The sequence below is a fragment of the Sphingobacterium sp. genome, from assembly GCF_039596235.1.
Classification (GTDB): domain Bacteria; phylum Bacteroidota; class Bacteroidia; order Sphingobacteriales; family Sphingobacteriaceae; genus Sphingobacterium.
Genome location: NZ_JBCNKE010000001.1, coordinates 340,418 through 361,887, shown reverse-complemented (window position 1 = coordinate 361,887; position 21,470 = coordinate 340,418). Strand labels below are relative to the sequence as shown.

General features: G+C 42.1%; 16 protein-coding genes. 5 read left to right on the top strand and 11 right to left on the bottom strand.

The window, feature by feature from the left end; genetic code table 11:
- Positions 1-19: 19 nt before the first annotated feature.
- From ABDW32_RS01475 to yihA, 3 genes are all read right to left on the bottom strand, one after another.
- On the bottom strand, positions 20-1,696 hold the full coding sequence (locus ABDW32_RS01475) for a PNGase F N-terminal domain-containing protein (protein WP_343558758.1): 1,677 nt from the start codon (positions 1,694-1,696) through the stop codon (positions 20-22).
- An 80-nt stretch (positions 1,697-1,776) separates the two neighbouring features.
- Positions 1,777-2,631, bottom strand: a complete 855-nt coding sequence (locus ABDW32_RS01470; RefSeq protein ID WP_343558757.1) for a UbiA-like polyprenyltransferase — start codon at positions 2,629-2,631, stop codon at positions 1,777-1,779.
- Positions 2,632-2,734: 103 nt separating this feature from the next.
- Positions 2,735-3,364 carry a ribosome biogenesis GTP-binding protein YihA/YsxC gene (gene yihA / locus ABDW32_RS01465; RefSeq protein WP_343558756.1) on the bottom strand — a complete coding sequence of 210 codons (630 nt, stop codon included), beginning with the start codon at positions 3,362-3,364 and terminating at the stop codon, positions 2,735-2,737.
- 191 nt (positions 3,365-3,555) lie between these two features.
- On the opposite strand from yihA, the gene ABDW32_RS01460 reads away from it, so the two are divergent.
- Both ABDW32_RS01460 and ABDW32_RS01455 read left to right on the top strand, forming a co-directional pair.
- The gene (locus ABDW32_RS01460; RefSeq protein WP_343558755.1) at positions 3,556-4,491 is read left to right on the top strand and encodes an ABC transporter ATP-binding protein; all 936 of its coding nucleotides are present in this window, start codon (positions 3,556-3,558) and stop codon (positions 4,489-4,491) included.
- On the top strand, positions 4,484-5,809 hold the full coding sequence (locus ABDW32_RS01455; protein ID WP_343558754.1) for an ABC transporter permease: 1,326 nt from the start codon (positions 4,484-4,486) through the stop codon (positions 5,807-5,809). Before ABDW32_RS01460 ends, ABDW32_RS01455 begins: the two co-directional genes overlap by 8 nt.
- A 165-nt stretch (positions 5,810-5,974) precedes the next feature.
- Here the strand turns inward: ABDW32_RS01455 and ABDW32_RS01450 are convergent, their stop codons facing one another.
- A complete protein-coding gene (locus ABDW32_RS01450) occupies positions 5,975-6,502 on the bottom strand; it encodes a hypothetical protein (RefSeq protein WP_343558753.1) in 528 nt (175 codons plus the stop codon).
- Between the two features lie 139 nt (positions 6,503-6,641).
- Between ABDW32_RS01450 and ABDW32_RS01445 the strand changes: the two genes are divergently transcribed.
- Complete coding sequence (locus tag ABDW32_RS01445; protein ID WP_343558752.1) at positions 6,642-7,295, top strand: HAD-IA family hydrolase; 654 nt, start codon at positions 6,642-6,644, stop codon at positions 7,293-7,295.
- Positions 7,296-7,450: 155 nt separating this feature from the next.
- On the opposite strand, the gene rny is transcribed toward ABDW32_RS01445, so the two are convergent.
- The 4 genes from rny to pheT form a co-directional block, all read right to left on the bottom strand.
- Positions 7,451-9,004 carry a ribonuclease Y gene (rny, locus tag ABDW32_RS01440; protein WP_343558751.1) on the bottom strand — a complete coding sequence of 518 codons (1,554 nt, stop codon included), beginning with the start codon at positions 9,002-9,004 and terminating at the stop codon, positions 7,451-7,453.
- A 422-nt stretch (positions 9,005-9,426) separates the two neighbouring features.
- On the bottom strand, positions 9,427-9,717 hold the full coding sequence (locus ABDW32_RS01435; protein ID WP_077432704.1) for a cell division protein ZapA: 291 nt from the start codon (positions 9,715-9,717) through the stop codon (positions 9,427-9,429).
- Positions 9,718-9,774: 57 nt separating this feature from the next.
- Positions 9,775-10,080 (bottom strand): hypothetical protein, encoded by a 306-nt coding sequence (locus ABDW32_RS01430; RefSeq protein WP_077432703.1) that lies wholly within the window; start codon positions 10,078-10,080, stop codon positions 9,775-9,777.
- Positions 10,081-10,120: 40 nt separating this feature from the next.
- The gene (gene pheT, locus ABDW32_RS01425; RefSeq protein WP_343558750.1) at positions 10,121-12,517 is read right to left on the bottom strand and encodes a phenylalanine--tRNA ligase subunit beta; all 2,397 of its coding nucleotides are present in this window, start codon (positions 12,515-12,517) and stop codon (positions 10,121-10,123) included.
- 321 nt (positions 12,518-12,838) lie between these two features.
- On the opposite strand from pheT, the gene purL reads away from it, so the two are divergent.
- Positions 12,839-16,513, top strand: a complete 3,675-nt coding sequence (gene purL, locus ABDW32_RS01420) for a phosphoribosylformylglycinamidine synthase (RefSeq protein ID WP_343558749.1) — start codon at positions 12,839-12,841, stop codon at positions 16,511-16,513.
- A 45-nt stretch (positions 16,514-16,558) separates the two neighbouring features.
- Here the strand turns inward: purL and ABDW32_RS01415 are convergent, their stop codons facing one another.
- A complete protein-coding gene (locus tag ABDW32_RS01415; protein WP_077432700.1) occupies positions 16,559-17,005 on the bottom strand; it encodes a DoxX family protein in 447 nt (148 codons plus the stop codon).
- A gap of 135 nt (positions 17,006-17,140) precedes the next feature.
- Entirely contained in the window at positions 17,141-18,055 is a 915-nt protein-coding gene (locus tag ABDW32_RS01410) for an AEC family transporter (protein ID WP_343558748.1), read from the bottom strand.
- A gap of 107 nt (positions 18,056-18,162) precedes the next feature.
- Between ABDW32_RS01410 and ABDW32_RS01405 the strand changes: the two genes are divergently transcribed.
- Entirely contained in the window at positions 18,163-18,993 is an 831-nt protein-coding gene (locus ABDW32_RS01405) for an AraC family transcriptional regulator (protein WP_343558747.1), read from the top strand.
- A gap of 61 nt (positions 18,994-19,054) precedes the next feature.
- Here ABDW32_RS01405 and ABDW32_RS01400 read toward each other — a convergent pair whose 3' ends face one another.
- Positions 19,055-21,379 carry a mechanosensitive ion channel domain-containing protein gene (locus ABDW32_RS01400; RefSeq protein WP_343558746.1) on the bottom strand — a complete coding sequence of 775 codons (2,325 nt, stop codon included), beginning with the start codon at positions 21,377-21,379 and terminating at the stop codon, positions 19,055-19,057.
- Positions 21,380-21,470: the final 91 nt, after the last annotated feature.

Sequence of the window (21,470 nt, the reverse complement as noted above, 5' to 3'; positions counted from 1 at the left end):
CTCATTCATATTAGTTAATTTAATCGAACAACAGGGTTCCGGTTACATTCCAGCTGCTGAAACTTGTACCTTCGGGTGCACCCTGCGGGATCTGAACCTGTAATTTATAATCCCCAGCTTTTAAGTCGCCCAGGTCGATATAAATTGGTGGAGTCACTGTTCCCGGACACCAGTTAGAGCGGCTCAGATCGGATGAAGACAATCCAGTAGCAAAATTACCCGAAGCAGGATTGGACAGACGGTAGGAACCGCAGTCGTTGCGCCAAGGTGTATATTTAAACAACAAGGCATCATTTAAAAAGATACGGTTTTCTTTGGGAACGAATTCATCGCCATTGCCCCAGCCGCCATGACCGGTCGTGATATAGCGTAACTGTACATTTTTAGCGTCCTGATCCAAGTGAAACGACAAGGTCAATCCTTTCTCCTTATCGAACATCGATCCGTACTCCTGTCCCCCCATTTCCATCACATTGGTTGTGGTAAATAGCGACATCGCTTTTTTCAGATTTCCTTCCGGTCCCTCTTCAAACCCTGGATGAATGGTCAGCTCTACACTCACCTCGTGACCGTTCTTATCATAGTTACCAATGAAAGCGCCCACATACACTTCCTGTTCACTTAACATCCCCGCAAGCTCCGACACATCCTGCCTATAAAGCACAGAATCCTGCCAAACCTTATCCTTTAACTGAAGATAGTTAAACTGCTTAACACCAAAGGGTGTAAAAAAACGCATCAGCTCAACAATAGGCTCAAAAGTTGCCGTTCTTACCACGCCTTGATAACTCTTTCCATTTCCATTCTCATACTTCGGTAAGGTCGACATACCGTTTTTCATACCATCCAGAAAACTCTGTGCTTTATTCGCCGGGATAATAAAAACCGATCCGGTACGATCATATGCATCCCCTTTAGACTGCTCCACAAGCTGAACGAACACATTATCACTAGCTTTGATTTTCGGTATTTTGACTTTCTTGACAATGACTGTCCCATTGGCAAAACGTAGGATTGAATCTGATTTGGTATCATCTGAAAAACGAATACGTTCCTTTTGAAAAATCGGAAGTTGAATAAAACGGTTTTTCCAGATAAGATCTTTATAGGAAAGTTCGTCATAACGTTTCTCGCTTCCTTTTAGTTTCAATTGCTCCGGGATGGTCTTGACTTTCTCGACCTTCGTCGCGAAAGTCCGCGTATTGCCATTTCTGACGACCTCCAAAACCAGCCCTAGATCTTGCCCTAGTTCGCTAGGTGCAGCTTTTATGCCGAGTTTGTCTGTATACCATAACTCCAGTTTATTGGAATTGATACTCGTTTCCACTTTTTTGCAAGGGTACCCTAAGATGGTCTTGGTTTCGTTCGTCGGGGTGAACTTCTGCTTAGAGAGCGCCAAAGAATCTCTTGTCAGGATAAGGGAACCATCTTTCAGTTTCGCAATTTTAAGCAGGGTATTTCCGACAGACCGCTCCACCAGCACACGTTCGTATGGCGGTAATAATTGTCCCTTTATATCTTTTTCCGAGCTCACGTAAGTCTCATTCGCATTCGCATAGACCAGTACCCCATTTTGATTGGCGGGTGTATTCCCATTAAAACTCTGATTATACTGAATCCTATAGCTCGTAAGCTTCTGGGCATAAGAGGATAATGACAGACATAAAATGGAAACAAAAAGGATATTTTTCTTCATCGTGTACATATTGGATTAAACACAAAAATAAGAAAGGCTTTAGGAATTCCTAAAGCCTTTCTTATTTTATGCTAAAACGTTTATTTTATCAACCAGATATCCAAGAGGTAAAAGACCGCAAAGATCACCGACGCATAACCATTGGTCGTCATAAAATCGCGGTTTACCCGACTTAAATCTGTCGGGGAAAATAGCGTATGCTGATAGATCAACAGCCCGCCATAGAAAACCACACCTAAATAATAAATCCAACCAACAGGCATTAAAAACGCTGGTATTAAAACAAATATAAAAGACAGTACATGCAAAATTTCCGATACCCGCATCGCTCCTTTGGTTCCCAGCCACACTGGAATGGAGTTTAATTTATTGGCGCGGTCAAAGGCTTCATCCTGCAAAGCATAAATAATATCAAAGCCACTCACCCAGGTTAATACAGCAAACCCATAAAGAACGGGCACAGTAGCGAACTGCCCTGTAATCACAAGATATGCCCCGATCGGCGCCAGGCCCAATCCCGCACCTAATACCAGATGGCATAAGGGGGTGATGCGTTTTGTATAGGAGTAAAAAAGCACCACAAAAAGCGCAATCGGCGATAACATAAAACACAGGGAATTTATAAAATAAGTCGCTGTGACAAAAAGTAAGCAATTGACAATGGTAAAGATCAACGCATTGCGGGCCGAAATCTTCCCGGCGGGAATATCCCGCATGGCTGTTCTGGGATTAATGGCATCAATATCACGGTCCAGATACCTATTGAAGGCCATCGCTGCATTTCGCGCCGTTACCATGCACAATAACATCAATAGCAACAGTTTCCAGGAGAAGGTATATTCAGTGGTGTGCAGCGCCAAAAAGAAGCCAATTAGGGCAAATGGCAATGCGAACACGCTGTGGGCAAATAATACTAAGGAAAGATACTTCTTCATGAGACGATCGTAATTACACTTTCAAACGCTCAGCAACTTATCCCCGACAATGATCCAATTGACGAAGCCCGTATGTTGAACGAATATCTACTTTTTTAAATGTTTAAAACGGCATTCTTTCTTCCGGCGCTGGGGCCACAAATCGACGATTGACCTCATCAATGGTTTCCAAAATTGGTTCATGCCCGACTTTCTTCTCTGCGGATGTCAAAAATACCGGCGGCACCTCCTCAAACCATTGCAATAGGGATTTTTTAAATTTCGCGATGTTCGCATCAGACTTCACAGCGGATTGCTTATCAGCCTTGGTGAAGACTAACATAAAAGGCAAACCGCATTCACCAAGCCAATAACAGAAATCAAGATCGATCTTCTGTGGTTCGAGGCGACTGTCAACCAAAACAAATACACATTGTAAATTATCTCTATGTGTAAGGTATCTGCGAATGAATTTCTCCCATTCATTTCGACTCGTTTTGGACGCTTTCGCGAATCCATAACCGGGTAAATCGACCAGATACCAGGTATCATCTATGATAAAATGATTGATCAACTGAGTCTTACCGGGCTTCTGAGAAGTCTTGGCAAGCCCCTTCTTATTTGTCATGGCATTGATCAAAGAAGATTTACCTACATTAGAACGGCCTATAAAGGCGTACTCAGGCAAATTTGGCGCAGGTAATTTGTCAACTCTCGTGTTGCTACTCACGAATTCGGCTTTTTTTACTTCCATGGAACAAAGGTACATTAAATGAAACCGTTTGACAAGGTTTCCCCCGCTTCTATTGCGATAAAAAACTTAAACCGGCATCTGTAACACTTTACAGCAAACAGATACTAATAGTCAAAATAAACAAGTGTATATTTGATAACAAGCGATATACACTATTTCTCCGTAGAGAATTTAATTAAACCTTAAAAAAGATGTTACTCGAAATCAATCATGTCAGCAAGGATTACGCCAATCACCGGGCATTAGACGACGTGTCCATCCAGATTCCAAAAGGAAAGATTTTTGGCTTACTGGGACCAAATGGCGCAGGAAAAACATCCCTGATCCGCATCATTAATCAGATCACTGCACCTGATTCCGGCGAAATCCGGTTCAACGGAGACTTATTGGGCGCACAGCATATCGCCCAGATAGGCTATCTTCCCGAGGAACGTGGTCTCTACAAAAAAATGAAAATAGGTGATCAGATGCTCTACTTGGCGCAACTAAAAGGATTACCTAAAAAAGACGCCTTACATCGCATAAAAGATTGGTGCGAACGTCTTGATATATCTTCATGGTGGGACAAAAAGATCGAAGATCTCAGCAAAGGAATGCAGCAAAAGGTCCAATTTGTCGCTACCGTCATTCACCAACCGCAATTGATTATCCTCGATGAACCCTTCTCCGGCTTTGATCCGGTAAATGCCAATATTATCAAAGAACAGATCCTGCGGCTGAATGCTGAAGGTGCTACAATTATCTTCTCCACCCATCGGATGGAAACTGTAGAAGAACTGTGTGACCATATCGCCTTAATTCACCGCTCAAGAAAAATCCTAGATGGCCCAGTACAAGACATCAAAAAAGACTATAGAAATCAAACCTATACCTTGGAATTTACCCCCAATAATGAACAGGTTGATATCCGCAACGAAAACCTCTTTCAAATCATCGCCTCGACACAAAGAGAAAACACTTACAACACTACAATTCAACTCAATAAAGGCATTAACATAAACCATGTGTTAACTGAACTTTTACCTAAAATCCAACTGAATCAAATCATTGAGATTGTCCCTTCCATGGCGGATATCTTTATCCAAAAAGTTACCGGGGCCTCAGCTTTATCTCCAGATCATGCATAAGATATTACTCATTATTCAACGGGAATATTTATCCCGTGTCAAGAAAAGATCATTTATAGTCATGACCTTTGCCGTGCCCTTATTCTTTTTTGCGCTGTATGCGGGCATGTTCTACCTGACAAAGAAAAGCTTTAAGGATGCCCACACCGAGGTGTTTATCATTGATCAACAGGGCGATTTTGCCAATAAACTGCAAAGCAATAAAAATGTTAGTTACAAGAAAAGTCAGTTAACGCTTCAGCAACAAAAGCAGCGCTTGGCTCAGGAGCAGGGCAAACGGGCCATCTTATATATTCCTCAGGATATCCTGACAACGCAGCAGGCGGAATTGATTAGCAGTGGCAAAACAAGTTTTGTGACCCAGGAAGTAATCAGCAGTCAGCTCGAGGGCATCATCCGGGAAAAGGAATATAAGGCCAAGGGAATAGATCTTAAACTCATCCAGTCCATTAAACCCAAAGTAGCACTTGATGCCAAGGAAATTACTGTCGACGGTGAAGAAAAAAACAGTAATACAGCAATAGCAATGGGAATTGGCGTCGCACTGGCCATTTTGGTCTACCTCTCGCTTTTTCTCTATGGCGCACAGGTCATGCGAGGTATTATTGAAGAGAAGAGCAACCGCATTATTGAGGTTATTATTTCTTCGGTCAAGCCTTTTCAGCTGATGATGGGTAAGATCGTGGGAATTGGTATGGTTGGACTCACCCAGTTTGTCATGTGGCTTGTGCTTACGCTCGGACTCTTTATTGTAGCTACAGCATTATTTGTCAATCCACAGGATATGCAGGAAGTCGCCGCCAGCCAGCCCGGAGCAGCTAACATGGGCACGATGTCCAAAGCCATCGGGCAAGGTGACTCCGCCGCCATTCTTGCTTCGCTCCAAAGTTTCAACTTCACAGAGGTTATTGTATTCTTTTTTCTGTTCTTTATTGCAGGGTATCTGCTCTATAGCGCAATATTCGCTGCCGCAGGCTCTGCCGTAGACAACGAAACCGAAGCCAATCAATTTTCGATGCCGATCACCATGCCGCTCCTATTGACGTATATCCTCTCCTTTGGCGTTATTATTAACGATCCCAATGGACCAATTGCCACCTGGCTGAGCTTCATTCCATTTACATCACCCATCGCCATGCTGGTCCGCATTCCATTTGGAGTTCCCCTCTGGCAGATCTTAACTTCATTGGCTTTCCTTATTTTAACCTTCTTGCTGATCACCTGGGTCGCTGCACGCATCTATCGTGTCGGGATTTTGATTTACGGAAAGAAAGCCAATCTCAAAGAAATCATCAAATGGTTTAATTATAAAAATTGATCGCATTGATTATCAAGATGAATCCAGACATCCATGCAGAAGGCCAGCTTAAGTTACATAAGCTGGCCTTCTGCATGGATAGTTTTAACTCCCACGCCCGGGCAAACCGGCCCTATTTTGCTGCAATAATATAGTTTATAGCGGGATAGCGCTCCTATTGTTTGTTTAGTAGCGAATATTGAGCTTCCGGAAGGCAAAATGCCATAACCAGATCGGACCTATCAGTAGAAATTGCATAAACTGTTTTCCTGTAATTGCCTTCTTCTCCATCCCCTTACCCAGAAATAATGCGACTAAAGCAAGCAGGGCTATTGCAAGACATACCCATATGACTGCAGGACCGCCGTTTTTTTGTACGTATTCCAACTGAACAATAAAAAAACTCATTGCACCGATCGAGAATAAAATGGCATAAGACAGGGTTGCCGATAATTTCAGATAAAAATAGATGACAATTGCAATAAAGAAGGAACCCCAGTTCAGGAAGGTATGCCAATTCAGCTTCACCAAAAATTCAAACTGTGGAAAAGGAATCATCCAGATACAGCCCATTACGCCAAAAAATAGCAGCGGCAAAAAGATGATCTGTATCATGCGATTGGTGGGGTTTTGAAAATTAGCATCCAATTCTTCAAAATAGGTATCTACCGGACGCTTGGGTTCTACTTCCTGAACTTTCTTCTTTTGTTTCATTCGGCAAATTTAATAAATATTGATCTGCATAAACCGTTGAACAGGATAATATTCTATTTTTTTGGTCTGTTACTTGTCATTATATGCTTTCTCCGCGCTGTAATGGGCAATCTCCGGTGCAATTCCGTAATATTGCAACATGAAGTCTTACAAACATATCTTATTTGATCTCGATGGCACCCTGACCGACCCTGCGGAGGGCATCACCAAATGCATCGCGTATGCACTCGAAGCAAAAGGGATACATACTCCTGATTTAAATAGCCTGAAGCCCTTAATTGGCCCTCCATTGAAAGATACGTTCATGCATACCTATGGATTTGATGAAAAGGAAGCGCTGGCCTGTGTGGACAAATACCGTGAGCGCTTTGCAACCCAGGGCTTATATGAAAACCTGCTCTTTGATGGTATCCCCGAATTGCTGGAAGGGCTTAAAACTAAAGATTATAAGGTGTACTTAGCGACCTCCAAACCCGAAATTTTTGCACATCAGATTCTACAGCATTTTGCGATCGACAGTTACTTCGATTTTGCCGGCGGAAGCGCATTGGACGACTCCAGACCGACCAAGACAAGTGTCATTCAGTATGTATTGAACCAGGCTGATCTAACGGATCCCCAGCATTGTATTATGATCGGTGACCGCAAGCATGATCTAATCGGCGCCCGAGAAACGGGTATGGACGCCATTGCTGTGCTGTATGGCTATGGCAGCGAGGAAGAACTTATGAAAGAAAGGCCAACTTATCTGCTGCATCATGTGCATGATTTAATTGATTTTTTTGATGTATAAATAAGCTTTCGGCAGGAACAACTATTCCGCGCTACTGCGCTGGGTACCTGTCGATATTAAAAAATACAGCAACAAAAAGCCCCAATCAATGATTGGGGCTTTTGCTATACTGATTATCGAAGTTCCTGGATTATTTTTCAGGACTTTTCAATACACTATTTCGCGTAAGATACAGATCTTGTTTCGCGGATAACCGTTACTTTAATCTGACCCGGATAAGTCATTTCAGTTTGTATACGATTTGAAATATCCGCTGCCAGTATTTCTGATTGCGCATCTGATACTTTTTCACTTTCAACGATGACACGTAATTCACGACCGGCCTGTATCGCAAAAGTTTTCTCGACACCAGGGTAAGATAGCGCTAAGTCTTCAAGTTCTTTCAAACGTTTGATGTAGCTTTCAACAACTTCACGACGTGCTCCAGGGCGTGCTCCTGAGATCGCATCACAGGCTTGTACAACCGGAGAAATTAAGGCTGTCATCTCAATTTCATCGTGGTGGGCACCAATAGCATTACACACGTCCGGATGTTCCTTATATTTTTCTGCCAGTTGCATACCCAAAATCGCATGTGGCAATTCCGGATTGTCATCAGGCACTTTACCAATATCATGCAAGAGTCCGGCACGTTTGGCATGTTTCACATTCAAGCCCAATTCAGCAGCCATTGTCGCCGCAAAATTCGCAACTTCACGGGAGTGCTGCAAAAGGTTCTGTCCATAGGAAGAACGGTAACGCATACGTCCTACCATACGGATCAGTTCAGGGTGTAAACCATGAATACCCAGATCAATAGCGGTACGTTCACCGATCTCCACAATCTCGTCTTCAATCTGCGTACGTGTTTTTGCGACAACCTCCTCAATACGAGCCGGGTGAATACGACCGTCTGTTACAAGGCGGTGTAAAGCCAGGCGGGCAATCTCACGACGTACTGGATCGAAACCAGAAAGGATAATTGCCTCTGGTGTATCATCCACGATGATTTCTACACCTGTCGCAGCTTCCAATGCACGGATATTACGCCCCTCACGGCCAATAATACGACCTTTGATCTCATCATTTTCGATATTGAAAATGGAAACTGTGTTTTCGATCGCAGATTCGGTAGCTGTACGTTGGATCGTTTGGATAACAACTTTTTTCGCTTCTTTCGTTGCGGTCAATTTCGCTTCGTCCACAATATCCTTGATCTGAATCATTGCCTGGGAGCGAGCCTCCTCGCGCAATGAATCCACCAATTGGTTTTTGGCTTCGTCAGCTGTAACACCAGCGATACTCTCCAATTGTTTGATCTGTTGTAATTTTAATGCCTCAACTTCTTCGGATTTCTTTTCATTAAGTTCAACCAACTTATCCAATTGCTTCTTCTTGGCATCCACCTCCTGCTTATCACGGTTGATGCTCTCCAGCTTTTGGTTGATCGATTGTTCTTTTTGTCTCAACGTATTTTCTTTTTGGTTGATGGTATTGTTACGTTGATTGACCTCCTTTTCGTGTTCGGATTTTAATTGAAGGAATTTCTCTTTAGCCTCCAAAAGGCGTTTCTTCTTAATGTGCTCTCCTTCTTGCTCTGCATCTTTTAGTATGCTATTTACCTTATCTTTGGCTTCCTGTTCTTGTTTTTTGAATAACAGAACCAACAGATAACGACCTATAACTATACCAACAATCAGAGAAATTATAATATAAATTGCGACGTCCATGTATGTATAATTGTATAATATATGTTTGTTTTTATTAATTTTTAAATTTCAATAGAATAAATCTCTCCACCATTTTTGAACCGGGTAGAAGCTGGTTTAATAGCTTTGTTATCCCGATACACTCCTTTCGCTTAGGCCACCGATCGTATCCGACCGGATTTACTGGCTGCATGCAATCAGATCTTGGCCGGTGGTGACTCCAGCACAAAAAAAAAACCGCAATTAAATTTAAACAGGTCTCATGTATTATTAAACTTCGTGATTACATAATTAGGCTTAGATTATGACCCAGATGGCTTTCGCAAAATGGCCTATATCTTTTTGCGCCTGTAATATTGAAGCGTTAAGTTTAAAATAGTGACAACCCGAATTTAATTGCGGCAAATTCGTCGTTTTAAGCTCTAAATATAAAGAACGTAAATTTATTTGTTAAAGAAATCCGTCAACAACTGGTCGAGCTCCTGTACTGAGTTTTCCAGCCCCACTTCGTGGTTCTGGGACTGCCGCTCCGCATTTAACATTCGCGTAGCGAACTGCAATACACACATGGACAACAAATCCTGTTTATCTCTAACAGTATAGTTTTCCTGCAATTCCTTTACCTTTTCATTTATCAATTTCGCAGCATGTCGAATCACTTCTTCCTCCGCGCTTTCCACCCGTAGGGGATAAACACGATCTGCGATATTTATTTTTATGGAAATCTCTCCCATTTCTTTGAGCTTTTTAACGTTGTATTAGTCTTAATTCCGATGATCTCCAAATTCCAACTACTTCAACAAACTAATACATTTGTCTATTTCTCGCACAAAATCGTTAATTTTTTGTTTTGTGTCAAGTATTTTTTCATTAATTGCCTCCTTATCCGTTTCTGAATCCAAGGTCCGGGCGACGGCCAGTGCCTTGACTTTCTCTTCCAGCTGCTTGCTTTTATCGTTGCTCGCATCGAAAGCCACTTTTAAGGATTGTACCTCTAATTTAAGCAAATCATTCTCTTCTTGCAAGACTTCGCACATTTGAATTAAGTTTTTCGTTTTCTCAACGATCAGATTCATTTGTGAAGACAATGTTGCCATAGCGTAAATTGAATATTAGCAATTAATGTTGTATCTCTAGTTAACCACGCACCTCTGCGCTTAGTTCCTTCTCAAAATTAACAATTAATTTTTGAACTATCGCATCAATTTGTTTATCGGTCAATGTTTTTTCTTCATCTTGCAAGATAAAGCTCAGAGCATAAGACTTTTTCCCTTCCGGAATTTTATCACCTTTATACACGTCAAACACATTTACTTCCTTCAGAAGCTTGCGTTCGGTCTTTTGCGCGACAAATTGCAGCTTATCGAAGCTCACATTTTCATCGATTAACAGGGATAAATCACGTCGTACAGCTGGGAACTTGGACACTTCCTTGTATTGAATGCTATTCTTGCGAATAATTTTCATCAGGACGTCCCAGTCAAAATCAGCAAAGAAAACCTGCCCTTCCACATCTGCTTTTTTCAGATTCGCATTAGCTACCGCTCCAAATGAAACCAGCCGTTTCTGCCCTTTCATATAACTCAGTCCGTAGGCAAAATGATTGCCCGGTGCATCTTGGATCTGAATGCCCTCAATCTTGAGCCGTTTGATAATGGCATCAACTGCAGCTTTCAGATGATAGAAATTGACATTCCCCTTTTTACTATTCCACTGTTCGGCTTCTTCTCGGCCTGTGATTGCAAAAGTCAAATGCTGCGTTTCTTTATATCCCTCTCCATCCAATGCATAGGTTTTACCAAATTCGAAGAATTTTAAATCAAAATTTCTTCGCTTCTGGTTATATTCAATGGCATTCAAGACCGAGAACAGCATGTTTTGACGCATGGTATCCAAATCCGAACTTAAAGGATTGAACAATTTTACTGCCGTCTCGCTATCATCTGCATAATCAAGCTTTGTCAGCGAATTTGCCAATATTTCGCGGAATCCATTACCGATCAACAGATCCGCCAATTGATTCAAGACAACTTCTTTATCTGGTTTTTCGACCGTATTTAAAGAAGCTTTGATCTGGGATTTTAGCTCAATGTTATTGTAGCCATAAATCCGTAGGACCTCTTCTACAACGTCTACTTCACGGGTCACATCGACACGATAAGCCGGTACTAAAACGTCAAGTCCCGTTGCTGTTTCCGAAGCAACCTCTATACCAAGGGCAACAATAATTGACTTAATTTCCTCATTTGGAATGGCCTGCCCGATCAATCGTACCACATTCGCATAACTGACATGGAATGAAAAGGGCTTGATTTCTACCGGATATTCATCTTTCAGCGTAGAAGAGATCGTGCCGCCTGCAATCTCCTGAATCAACAATGCCGCGCGTTTTAACGCCTCTATCGTAATATTAGGATCTGTACCGCGCTCGAAACGGAATGAAGCATCGGTTTTTAAACCATGTCTTTTGGACGTCTTACGTACCGAAACAGCATTAAAGTAAGCCGATTCCAAAAATACATTTGTTGTTTCTGTTGAAACACCCGAGTAAGCGCCACCAAAAACACCCGCAATACACATCGGTTTTTCAGCATCTGCAATGACAAGATCTTCCGCAGAAAGCGTCCGCTCCACAGCATCCAAGGTTACAAATTTCTCACCTTCTTTTGCCGTACGGACAATTACTTTATTACCGGCAATCCTATCTGCATCAAATGCATGCAATGGCTGCCCAAGATCATGCAAGATATAATTGGTAATATCAACAATATTATTGATCGGACGTACACCGATCACATTTAGCTTTTCTTTCAACCAGTCTGGTGATTCAGCAACCTGCACACCGGAAATATTGATTCCACTATAACGTGGGCAGGCTACAGCATCTTCAACAACTACTGTTGTTCCCGCCGCTTCCGCAGCCTGAAACGCCGAAACATCCGCCTTTAGGATATCCGTGCGGAAATAAGCAGCAATATCACGTGCTACACCCAAATGGGATGCTGCATCCGCACGATTCGGTGTAAGACCGATTTCATAACGGTAATCATCCTGAATATTGAAATGATCTTTTACCAATGTTCCTACCGCAACATCAGCAGGCAATTCAACGATACCGGCGTGGGATGTTCCCAAACCGATCTCATCTTCACCGCATAACATACCTTCGGATACTTCACCACGAATTTTAGATTTGGTAATCTTAAACGGCTCTCCGCTCAGTGGATGACATGTTGTGCCTACTGTTGCCACAATTACCTTCAATCCGGTGCGGCAATTCGGTGCACCACATACGATATTCAATAATTCTGAAGCGCCTACATCAACTGTAGTCACGCGTAATTTATCGGCATTTGGGTGTTGCTCACAGGATTTCACCTCACCAACGACCAAACCATCCAATCCACCGGGGATATTCTGTACGACATCCAAAGCTTCTACTTCCAATCCTGTATTTGTCAAGATCAAAGATAATTCCTCTGGTGTCGAATCTATATTAACGTGTTGTTTTAACCAATTATATGAAATGTTCATCTCGAATTTGATTTGATGCACAAACTTAGATAAATTTGACTTTGTATGCAATTATAATTGCGCAGTATATCAATTTATCCTTATTGGCACACACCTAAAAAAATAAATCTACGCTATCATGAAAAGTTCAGCCCTCCTATTGATTGTTCACTTTGATCCGCTATCATGAGCCAAAAAGATAGGGCTATATCGGTGCCGTTATTCCAATCTTTTTTAAACGAATGATGCCCCTGATTTTTTAATCAAAATTCAATCATTTCCATCAAAATAATATGTAACTTTGTGCTTTAATTTGAAGAACGTTCAAAACAAACATTTATAATGATTCATTTCTTTGAGAACCCATCGAGCACCGTATATGGTGTTCAAAGCGTAAACTCTTTATCACAAGAAGACATTACTAAACTCAACTGGCTATTCGGCAACGCCAAAAAACTCGACGACCAAACCCTTAACCATTACTTTGTAGGCCCCCGCGCAGCGATGGTCACTCCCTGGAGTACCAATGCCGTAGAAATCACACAGAACATGGGTATCCAAGGAATTGTTCGTATCGAAGAATTTCAACCGGTACCAGCAGATTTCAATGATTTCGATCCAATGATTTCGCAAAAGTTCAGTATGTTGACGCAAGACATGTACACGGTCAACATTACACCGGAACCTATTTTGGAAATTGAAGACATTGATGCCTATAACAAATCCGAAGGATTGGCATTAAACCCGGAGGAAGTAACCTATCTAAACAACCTTGCCACCAAATTGGGCCGTCTTTTGACAGACTCCGAAGTTTTTGCTTTTTCACAAGCCAACTCCGAGCACTGTAGACATAAGATTTTCAATGGTACTTTTATCATTGATGGTGAAGAACAGCCTACTTCCCTATTTAAATTAATAAAGAAGACATCTGAAACAAATCCTAACGAGATTGTTTCCGCTTATAAAGATAACGTAGCCTTTATTAAAGGCCCACGGGTCACGCAGTTTGCTCCTAAATCGGCAGACAAACCTGATTTTTACGAGGAGAAACCTTTTGACTCGGTTTTATCCGTAAAAGCCGAAACTCACAATTTCCCAACGACTGTAGAACCTTTCTCAGGTGCTGCCACAGGATCTGGTGGTGAAATCCGCGACCGTATGGCTGGTGGCCAAGGTGCGATTCCTTTGGCGGGTACGGCAGTTTATATGACGGCGTATTCCCGTTTATTACAAGACCGTCCTTGGGAGAAAGCCATGCCGGAACGTCAGTGGCTCTACCAAACACCTGTAGATATCTTGATCAAAGCTTCCAATGGAGCGTCGGATTTCGGAAATAAATTCGGGCAACCCCTGATTACAGGATCTGTACTGACCTTCGAACACGAAGAAGAGGGCCGCAAACTTGGATATGACAAGGTCATTATGCAAGCAGGTGGTGTCGGGTATGGAAAATTGGATCAAGCGAAAAAACATACGCCTAAAACAGGGGATAAAATCGTGATCTTAGGTGGTGAAAATTACCGTATCGGTATGGGTGGTGCAGCTGTCTCCTCAGCAGATACCGGTGCTTTCGGGTCGGGTATCGAACTGAATGCAATCCAACGTTCAAATCCTGAAATGCAAAAACGTGCGGCCAATGCTGTAAGAGGTCTGGTTGAGTCTGATCATAACCCTATTGTTTCTATCCATGACCATGGCGCTGGTGGACACTTAAACTGTCTGTCTGAATTGGTGGAAGAAACAGGTGGCCTAATCGATCTTGATGCGCTTCCTGTAGGCGATCCCACCCTTTCGGCAAAAGAAATCATCGGTAATGAGTCTCAGGAAAGAATGGGTCTAGTGATTGCTGAAGATGATATTGCAACCCTCAAACGCATTGCTGACCGTGAACGTGCACCGATGTATACGGTAGGTGATGTCACTGGTGACCATCGTTTTACCTTTGCCTCCAAAAGCAATGGCGCAAAACCAATGGATTATGCTTTAGAGGACTTCTTCGGTTCGTCACCAAAAACCTTTATGCGTGATAAAACCATAAAACGCAATTATGCGGATCTTAGCTATGACGCAACAAATATTCCAAATTATTTAAATCAGGTTTTACAGCTGGAAGCTGTAGCTTCCAAAGACTGGTTGACCAATAAAGTGGACCGTTGTGTGGGCGGTCGCGTTGCCAAACAACAATGTGCTGGTCCTTTGCAATTGCCTTTGAACAACGTCGGTGTCATGGCACTGGACTACAAAGGAAAAGAGGGTATCGCCACAACAATAGGTCATTCTCCTGTAGCGGCATTGATTGATCCTGCTGCGGCAAGTAAAACGGCTATTGCTGAATCATTATCGAATATTGTATTTGCACCTATCAAAAACGGCCTTGCAGGTATTTCGTTATCAGCCAACTGGATGTGGGCAGCAAATAACGAAGGCGAAGATGCGCGACTTTATCAAGCTGTCAAAGCCTGTTCGGATTTTGCCATTGCTTTAGGAATCAATATTCCTACCGGAAAAGACTCCTTGTCGATGAAGCAAAAATATCCAAATGGTGAAAATGTCATTGCACCAGGTACGTTGATTATATCAGCAGCTGGAAATTGCACCGATATTACCAAAGTAGTTGAACCCGTATTAAACAAAAATGCAGGCTCTATCTACTATATCAATCTATCAAAAGACAGCTTCAAATTAGGCGGTTCATCTTTCGCACAGATTGTCAACAAATTGGGTACGGAAGTTCCCACCATCCAGGATGCAGGCTATTTCAAAACGGCATTCAATACCGTTCAGCAATTAATCAACGAGAATCAGATCGAGGCTGGCCACGATATCGGATCCGGTGGTCTGATCACGACTCTTTTGGAAATGACATTTGCCGATGTGAATTTGGCAGCAAATTATGACCTTTCAGGATTAAATGAGTCCGATGCTGTAAAAGTGCTGTTCAGTGAAAATATCGGGCTTGTGCTACAGGCAAAAGATGATGCTATTTTCGAGCATGCAGTTCAGAAAGCTGGTGTAGATGCCGTGAAAATTGGTCAGGCAGTTGCAGGAAGCACAGTGACCATCAAAAACGGAACGGAAACCTTCAGCTTTGATGTCGCAGCAACTCGTGATATCTGGTCGACCACTTCCTTCCTACTGGATTCGAAACAATCGAAAAACGGAACTGCGCAACAACGTTTCGATAACTATAAAAATCAGCCTTTAACATTTAACTTCCCAAATCAGTTCAATGGCAAAAAACCAGTGATTGACGGAAGTAAAGCCCGTCCGAAAGCAGCAATTCTTCGGGAAAAAGGATCCAACTCAGAGCGCGAAATGGCTAACGCGATGTTCTTAGCCGGTTTTGATGTGAAGGATGTTCATATGACAGACTTGATTTCCGGCCGTGAGACATTGGAAGATATCCAATTTATCGGAGCTGTTGGTGGGTTCTCCAACTCGGACGTACTGGGATCGGCAAAAGGTTGGGCCGGAGCATTCCTCTATAATGAGAAAGCGAAAAAGGCATTGACTGATTTCTTTGCCCGTCCGGACACACTTTCTGTTGGTATCTGTAACGGCTGCCAATTGTTTATGGAATTGGAAATGATCAATCCGGAACATGAAATTCATGGTAAAATGCTGCATAATACCTCAGGAAAACATGAGTCAAACTTCGTTTCCGTAAAAATTCAGGAAAATAACTCCGTGATGCTTTCTACATTGGCAGGCAGCACATTGGGTGTTTGGATTTCTCATGGCGAAGGAAAATTCAGTTTACCGTATGCAGAAGAACAATACAATATTGTCGCAAAATACGGTTATGAACAATATCCGCACAATCCAAATGGTTCGGACTACAATACTGCAATGATCTGTGATAAGTCAGGTCGCCATTTGGCAACAATGCCACATATCGAGCGTTCGATTTTCCAATGGCATTGGGCAAACTATCCAAAAGGACGCCAGGATGAAGTTTCCCCTTGGTTGGAAGCTTTCGTCAACGCCCGCAATTGGATTGACAATCAAAGCAAGTAAAAGCAACAAAATAAAAGCTCCTTCATCTATGAAGGAGCTTCTTTTTTAGATATCCCTTTTATATCCCGGTTTGTTCATCATATTGTCCAGGGAGTATTTTCCAGATCCCATGACCATAAAAAAGATCAACAAAAAGAATACGACTATAGAAAGCCACAATTCGGAATTCACATAACTAAAACCATTGGTGATGTTGACAAAGAAGACAGCCCCCACCAAGACAGGCAGCAACAATAGGGAAGCCAACCGGGTTTGAAAACCCAAAATAAGGAATAAGCCACCGACCAGATGCGTGAATACCACGTAATGAACAGCGCCCCAAACCGATAAGTGAAAACTGCTTTGTTCGATCATATGCGCAACCACTTGCCTGTCGTTTACAAACGTTATACCCTTGGCAAAAATCATAATGCCCAGAGCAATTCTTAGGTAATCAATCCATTGTGGGTGATGGACATTTCCCCAATGCTCAATGCGATGTATCAGGTTCATAATATACCTCCTTTTATAGATGGTTATACTGCTATAACAAACGAACCGCAAAAAAGTTGTTGCATATTATTATTTTAATACCCAAGCTATTGCACATCATATCGCCCAATGGTAGCCAAAAAGCCGGAAGATGAATCAGGCCATTGCAAACCGGATTACAAGATCCCATAAAGCGGTTGTGATCAATCCTATTACGATGCTAAAACCGATAACAAGATTAACCAACTTGGCATTGAGATGATATTGTTCGGCGACAATCCCAGAGGTGACCAAGGTAGGCATGGCGGCTTCGAAAATACTGATCCGCGCTATCGGTCCTTTTACACCGAGTAAAAGTGCAAATAACAAGACTAATAAGGGTGCTAAAATTAATTTATAGGTCATGGCTGTACTGATCTGCGCAAATTGTTGGCGCCAGCCTTCAAATTTCAACTGTAAACCGATAGAAAACAAGGCCAATGGTCCCACTGTGGCCACAAGCTTGTCAAAAAAAGGTTCGGCAGCACTGAAATCGACAAACTGAGCTAAGGTCAATGCCAAAAGACAACCGATCAATGGTGGAAAGGTAAATAGTTTCTGGACCATAAATTTGGTATCGATGGATTGTCCGTCCTGAAGATTCGCTTTAAGCGCATTGATGATACCGGCAGTGGATAATAAAATAAATGTCGTTTGGTCACAAATAATGGCAATCGGCAATTGCGCTTCGCCAAAATAAGCCATAACCAAAGGAAAGCCGATGAATGAGGTGTTGCTATACCCGGCAGCCAGTTCCAGACTGCTTCTCGAGCGCTGCTTATAGGACTTCCGCTTACAATACCATTCCATAAATAACCAACTGCCGGCCCAAACCAAAACCGCCGAAAAAATTGGAAACAAGAGTTGTGACGACCATACAATCTTTGGAATATATTTAAAGGAAACTGCCGGAAGTGCAAAATAAAGTATCCAGGTATTGATGCCTTTATGTGCCTCACTGTGGATTAGCTTTGCCCTTCTTAACAGCATACCGGCAGCAATACAAAATACAATCATTATGAAGTTTACCATATTTTCCTTACAATTTTATACGACACAAAAATGCAATAGTGTCCTTGGGAAAAACATGTATAAATACATTATTTTTATGTACATTTAATACTATACAATTAAAGATCATGCGAAAGAGACAATTCGAGCCATTATTGATCAGCGAATTTGTGGAAGACACATTTCACCTACCCATGCACGAGCAAAATTATTATGAACTTGTTTATATACGCAGCGGACAGGGAAAACATGTCATCAATAAATTTGAATTGCATTATGAACGCGGTGATATTTTCCTAGTTAGCCCAGCAGACAAACATTATTTCAATATTCACGAAAAAACGCACTTTCTATTTATTCTTTTTACTGACAGCTATTTTTCACAACATCGACGGCAGCAAAAAAACTATACCTGGATTATGGATTTAATGAATGACAGAGGATTAAGAGAAAGTAAATTGCACATGACTGATCACGATCGTTTGATTTATTCTCATTTATTGGAAGCTGTACGGTTATACTGCATTACCGCAGCCAACCAAACCTCGCCTTGGCTTTTCGATCAACTGGTTGCGATCTTCGGCCGTTATAAAGAAATATCAGAAACACAGCGTATGCCAGAGTCACATACATTCCACATAGACAGCGCTATCACCACTTATATCCACCAGCATATCTTTACACCGGAGTATCTTCAGATAAAAACGATTGCCCAAAAATTTAATATATCCCCAACTTATTTTGGCATTTATTTCAAGAAAAACTTTGGCAGTAGCCTAAGGGACTATATCAATATGTACCGCATCGAATTAATTGAACATCGGCTTAAGTCCACGGCATATACACTTAAGCAGGTTGCCGAAGAGCTGGGCTTTGTTGATGAGAGCCACTTATCGCATTTTTACAAGCGTACCAAAGGTTACAGTCCCAAGGCCTATCGACAGCGACAGGCAAAATGACAGCTTGCTACCGCTGGCAGTCATACAACAAACAAAAGACAGTCGCTATTATGCAACATGATCAATTTTTAGGAGGTAACACACTATAGAACTTCAGTCCCCTTTCTTCAAACTGTTTATAGAGAATAACTAATACATCATTTTTAAAAGAAGAGGCATTAGCCGCGAAATTCACCCAACAGGAAACACTTAAATAAATCATTTCTTCACTGATGTCCTGTACACTGATACCGCTATCTCTTTCCTTAACGAAATGTGGACTCGCCGCCATTGCATCTTTGATCCACTGTTTCGCCTGATCGAGGTTTGCTTTCCGGTCAATATGCAGGACAAAACTTGTCTTACTATACTCCTGCGATAATGTCCAGTTGACGACCCTACCCGACAATAGGTCCCCGTTAGGAATAATCACATCCGCTCCGTCGGCGGTCTTCAGTACGCTCGCACGGATGCCGATCTCTTTCACCCGCCCTTTTTTATCAGCCAGTTCAATCTGGTCTCCTACACGAAAAGGTTTATCAAAAACCAAGATAATTCCGGACACGAAGTTATTGATGATATTTTGCATACCCAAACCTATTCCCACACTCAATGCCCCAATGACTACGGTAAGTTTATCCAGGCTCATCCCTAAGGCTGAGATAGCCATAAAAAAGCCGATCAGGATAATTGCCAGACGGAACAACGGAAACAGCGTCATCTTTTGATTATAAGCCTGGCTTATTTGACCATCTTCGCCCCCCAGTACAATGAGACTGATATTTTTTTGAAACCAATTCGCAACAAGCAATAGCAGTACCGCAACAACGAGATTACCTAAAGTAAAGGAGATACTACCGATGCTACGTACCTTTCCAAAAAATGTCTCGCTCAGTCTCAGTAAAGTCTCAATAAACTGTAGGTTATTTGCCAGCACAATAACAGCCAACAGGATACATACAATCCGAAGGACCTGGGTGATGATTGCCAGAGTTCGTTGTTCATTGAAACGCATCCAAAACCCAGCAACCAAGCGATCTTTTTTGAACTGGTTGCGGACGTCTAATTTGATCATGTCGGCAAAATATTGCAATGTAAACGACTGCACCAAACCTACAGCACAGGCTATGCTAAAACTCCGCGAGTGTTCCACATGTCCAATAACGTTCAAGGTAATGGCAGTAATATTTAAAATGGCAAATACCACATAGATAAAATTGCTGATATATCCCGGACTTTCTGGGTTATTAATCCGCCGCTTGGTATAACTGACCAACCCCAATGCGATTAGATTAAAGCCAATACAGATAACACGCAAAAACAGGTCATCACTCACAATCATATTGACAAAGACATCCAATAAATAAAAGATGATCAGAATAAGCGCGATCTTACGTTGCTGTCCAGTCATTTTATGTCTTAGCAAATACATAAAGATCAACATGATCAGCAGCTGGGAGGCCTGTAAGATGAAAGTCGGTGTAAAGAAATTAACAAAAGGCAGTAGGGTGAATAAGAAAATAACAGTTTTCCCAACAATGACATCAATGGCGAGCTTATTGGACGGATCATTTTGCTTCAGTACATAGGCTACCCGTACAATCCAATACGAATAAGCCAGTCCCAGCACAATCAACAAAATCCGGCTCGCCCAATCCGTGCGATTGACATATTTGTCGATGGATTTATTATTGCTATAGTTACTGCGTATATTATCTAATATAACATCTTTGGAAATACTTGTTGTATTTGCCTTCCAAATCGAACTTTTGCTTGCAGCAGCCTCAGGCTTCTTAGACGCAGCTTTTGTCTCAGTAACGAGATCCAATCGATTGAGATGACGCTGATTCTTCACGATCAGTTCATCGATGGTGCGATTGATCATTTCCAGCGAATCCATTTTGGAGGACAACTTTAGCCCGGCACTGCTCAGGTATTGATATGCCCTTGCGTGATTACTGGCACTGATATCATAACGATTGACAATATTACGGATCTGATCTTGCGTACTGCTTAAACTGTTGGAATAATTTGCAATACTGCCTTTAATGGACTTAAGCTGCCTAATCTCTTCAGAAATCGCATTTTTTAGCAGCGCAACAGAATCTTTTGCCGAACTGGCGCTGGTCGCAGCATAAGAGTTGGATTTTTCATTTAACTGCGCGACAAACTCCGCCATAGAGGCGGTACGGATATTGGACAAAAATGTCAAATTCACCTTCCGTATGTCGTTACGCAACGAATCGTTCCCGGCTCTGGTCGAGTCTATACCAGCTCTTCTATTTAAACCAGTATGCGACATTGACCTGTCGGTATTTGCCCCTCTTCTTATCTGAACCGAGTCTTGCCCAATAGCATACAACTGCAATGTCAATAGGCCCATTACAAAAACAATGAAATACTTCATGCTGCTTAATTTCATACCCCAATGTGTTAATCTCTTTCAATAATAAGCTACGTTCACTGCTTTAGCACTGCAAAATGTGGTGCCGGGGAAC

Bases quoted from the DNA above. Each gene is read 5' to 3' on its own strand.
- ABDW32_RS01415 (WP_077432700.1), bottom strand. From the start codon at position 17,005: ATGAACCTGATACATCGCATTGAGCATTGGGGAAATGTCCATCACCCA.
- ABDW32_RS01400 (WP_343558746.1), bottom strand. From the start codon at position 21,379: ATGAAGTATTTCATTGTTTTTGTAATGGGCCTATTGACATTGCAGTTG.
- ABDW32_RS01405 (WP_343558747.1), top strand. From the start codon at position 18,163: ATGCGAAAGAGACAATTCGAGCCATTATTGATCAGCGAATTTGTGGAA.
- ABDW32_RS01455 (WP_343558754.1), top strand. From the start codon at position 4,484: ATGCATAAGATATTACTCATTATTCAACGGGAATATTTATCCCGTGTC.
- ABDW32_RS01445 (WP_343558752.1), top strand. From the start codon at position 6,642: ATGAAGTCTTACAAACATATCTTATTTGATCTCGATGGCACCCTGACC.
- ABDW32_RS01430 (WP_077432703.1), bottom strand. From the start codon at position 10,080: ATGGCAACATTGTCTTCACAAATGAATCTGATCGTTGAGAAAACGAAA.
- ABDW32_RS01475 (WP_343558758.1), bottom strand. From the start codon at position 1,696: ATGAAGAAAAATATCCTTTTTGTTTCCATTTTATGTCTGTCATTATCC.
- pheT (WP_343558750.1), bottom strand. From the start codon at position 12,517: ATGAACATTTCATATAATTGGTTAAAACAACACGTTAATATAGATTCG.
- ABDW32_RS01435 (WP_077432704.1), bottom strand. From the start codon at position 9,717: ATGGGAGAGATTTCCATAAAAATAAATATCGCAGATCGTGTTTATCCC.
- rny (WP_343558751.1), bottom strand. From the start codon at position 9,004: ATGGACGTCGCAATTTATATTATAATTTCTCTGATTGTTGGTATAGTT.
- purL (WP_343558749.1), top strand. From the start codon at position 12,839: ATGATTCATTTCTTTGAGAACCCATCGAGCACCGTATATGGTGTTCAA.
- ABDW32_RS01450 (WP_343558753.1), bottom strand. From the start codon at position 6,502: ATGAAACAAAAGAAGAAAGTTCAGGAAGTAGAACCCAAGCGTCCGGTA.
- ABDW32_RS01460 (WP_343558755.1), top strand. From the start codon at position 3,556: ATGTTACTCGAAATCAATCATGTCAGCAAGGATTACGCCAATCACCGG.
- yihA (WP_343558756.1), bottom strand. From the start codon at position 3,364: ATGGAAGTAAAAAAAGCCGAATTCGTGAGTAGCAACACGAGAGTTGAC.
- ABDW32_RS01410 (WP_343558748.1), bottom strand. From the start codon at position 18,055: ATGGTAAACTTCATAATGATTGTATTTTGTATTGCTGCCGGTATGCTG.
- ABDW32_RS01470 (WP_343558757.1), bottom strand. From the start codon at position 2,631: ATGAAGAAGTATCTTTCCTTAGTATTATTTGCCCACAGCGTGTTCGCA.